Raw genomic sequence first — 2,302 nt, 5'->3', positions numbered from 1 at the left:
CTGTTCAAAAGCGATGGCCATGAGGATGCGCTGGCCAATGCCGGCAAGGGCTCGCTGCTGGACAGCCGCTGGGAACTGGCGCAGGACTCCAAGCTGGGGGCCTTCCAGCTGCGTGCCTACAAGCCGGTCTACCTGCTGCCGGCGTTCTGGACCAGCGACAAGAACCAGACCCCGCAGTCGCCCAATCCGGCCAACACCGTCACCACCCCGCAGCTGCTGGACAGCAACGAGCTGAAGTTCCAGCTCAGCTTCAAGACCAAGGTGGTGGAAAACCTGTTCGGCGACAACGGCGACATCTGGGCAGGCTATACCCAGAGCTCGCGCTGGCAGGCCTACAACGCCGAGAATTCCCGGCCGTTCCGCGAGACCAACTACGAGCCGGAAATCATGATGATGTTCCGCAACGGCTACTCGATCGGGGGCTGGCGCGGGCGCATGAGCGGGATCAGCCTCAACCACATGTCCAACGGCCGCCCCGATCCGTTGTCGCGCAGCTGGAACCGGGTGATCGCCACGATCGGCCTGGACCGCGAGAACTGGGCGTTGGTGCTGCGCCCGTGGTACCGCCTGCCGGAAGACCGCAAGGACGACAACAACCCGGATATCGAGGATTACATGGGTCGTGGCGATGCGACCCTGACCTGGAACCGCAACGGCCACGAAGTGTCACTGATGGCGCGCCACTCGCTGCGCGGCGGTGACCGTTCGCACGGCGCGGTGCAGCTGGACTACGGCTTCCCGATCAGCAACCTGCTGCGCGGCCATGTGCAGGTGTTCGATGGCTACGGCGAAAGCATGATCGACTACAACCACAAGGCGACCTACATCGGCGTGGGCGTGTCGCTGTTGGAATGGTATTGATGGCGGTGACGATCTGGCACAACCCGCGCTGCAGCAACTCGCGCGGGGCGTTGCAGATCCTGCGCGAGCATGGCATCGAACCGACGGTGATCGAATACCTGAAGGACCCGCCCGATCGGACCACGCTGCAGGCCTTGATCGAGGCGATGGGGTGCGGCGCACGCGCGCTGCTGCGGGACAAGGAAACAGCCTATGCGGCGCTCCAGTTGGCTGACCCCGCACTGGACGACGGCGCATTGATCGAGGCGATGCTGCGCCATCCCGAGCTGATCAACCGTCCAATCGTGCGTACCCCGAAAGGCGTGCGCCTGTGCCGCCCACCGGAAACGGTGCTGGACATCCTCCCCGCGTAGTACGCGGGTAGTGGCGGTCAGCCGCCGCAGGTAGCCATGCAGCGGCTGCGGCTCTCGCCGCAGGCCAGCGCCGGCAGTCGGTTGCGGCAGTAATCGGCGCTGGCCTCGCAGGAACGCCGTAGCTCGGGGGTGTCCAGCTTCTCGCAGCGCGCGTCGCGCTGCGTGGCCACGCCGGTACCACAGCGGTCGCCGCTGCCAAATCCCGACCGGCGGGTCATGCAGCTGTCGTGCTGCCGCTGGCATTCGTCCATGCACTGATTGGCCGCGGTGACCTCGCGCAGGCTCGGTGCGGAATAGCTGCCGCCATCGCTGCTGCAGGCAGTCAGCAGCAGCGCCAGCGCAGCCACGTAGAGCATCCTTGGCATGGTGTCACTCCTGGTTGGAAACGTGTCACGTGCGACTTTATCAGGCCCGTGCGCGGTCCAGAACCGGGTGACATCAGCGCCAGTCGGTGATGCCTTCGCGTCGGTAGACCTCGATGAAGGCCGGGCGCGCCTTGAGCCRGTCGGCGTACGCCTTGAGCACCGGCCAGTGATCGCTCGGCGTGGGCATGTTGCGCGACCAGCGCAGCAGCATCACCAACATGAAATCGACCACGCTCAGCTGCGCTCCCAACATGTACGGACCGCCGGCCTGCAGATGGTCGGACAGCCGTTGCCAGGCCGCTTCGAGGCGTTCACGCGCGTGCTGCCGTGTGGCCTCGGCATTGTCCGCGCCGGCCATCTCGTGCGCGTAGAACCACGCGCGATACGCTGGCTGCACGGTATTGGCGCACCAGAACATCCATCGGTAGGCTTCGCCGCGCAAGGGCGTGCCCGGCACGGGCAGCAACCCGGCCTGCGGATGCAGATCGGCCAGGTGCAGTGCGATGGCCGCCGCCTCGGTCAGGACCTGATCCCCCATCACCAGCGTGGGCACTACGCCGGCCGGGTTCAGGGCGAGGTACTCGGCCGATTTCTGCTGCCGCGTGTCGAAGTCGAGCAGCACCAGTTCGTGCGGCACCTCCAGTTCCAGCAGCAGCCAATGCACCACCAGCGAGGCGGTGCTGGTCGATCCGTACAACGTAATGGCCATGCACGCCGCACCTG

The 2,302-nt window shown here is 65.9% G+C and carries 4 protein-coding genes; 2 read left to right on the top strand and 2 right to left on the bottom strand.

Annotated elements, in window-relative coordinates; translation table 11 throughout:
* Nucleotides 1–861, top strand: an 861-nt coding sequence (locus ACXJKH_RS18905) for a phospholipase A (RefSeq protein WP_457321678.1), incomplete at its 5' end; no start/stop codon positions are given.
* Nucleotides 861–1,214 (top strand): arsenate reductase (glutaredoxin), encoded by a 354-nt coding sequence (gene arsC / locus ACXJKH_RS18900; protein WP_457321676.1) that lies wholly within the window; start codon nt 861–863, stop codon nt 1,212–1,214. The genes ACXJKH_RS18905 and arsC, both read left to right, overlap by 1 nt.
* 17 nt (nt 1,215–1,231) lie before the next feature.
* Here arsC and ACXJKH_RS18895 read toward each other — a convergent pair whose 3' ends face one another.
* Both ACXJKH_RS18895 and ACXJKH_RS18890 read right to left on the bottom strand, forming a co-directional pair.
* On the bottom strand, nt 1,232–1,579 hold the full coding sequence (locus ACXJKH_RS18895) for a hypothetical protein (protein ID WP_457321674.1): 348 nt from the start codon (nt 1,577–1,579) through the stop codon (nt 1,232–1,234).
* 73 nt (nt 1,580–1,652) lie between these two features.
* Nucleotides 1,653–2,288 carry a glutathione S-transferase family protein gene (locus ACXJKH_RS18890; RefSeq protein WP_457321680.1) on the bottom strand — a complete coding sequence of 212 codons (636 nt, stop codon included), beginning with the start codon at nt 2,286–2,288 and terminating at the stop codon, nt 1,653–1,655.
* Between the last annotated feature and the right edge of the window lie 14 nt (nt 2,289–2,302).

Source organism: Stenotrophomonas sp. P5_B8 (genome assembly GCF_054049855.1).
This window is presented reverse-complemented; position numbering and strand designations above follow the sequence as displayed.

Bases quoted from the DNA above. Each gene is read 5' to 3' on its own strand.
- arsC (WP_457321676.1), top strand. From the start codon at position 861: ATGGCGGTGACGATCTGGCACAACCCGCGCTGCAGCAACTCGCGCGGG.
- ACXJKH_RS18895 (WP_457321674.1), bottom strand. From the start codon at position 1,579: ATGCCAAGGATGCTCTACGTGGCTGCGCTGGCGCTGCTGCTGACTGCC.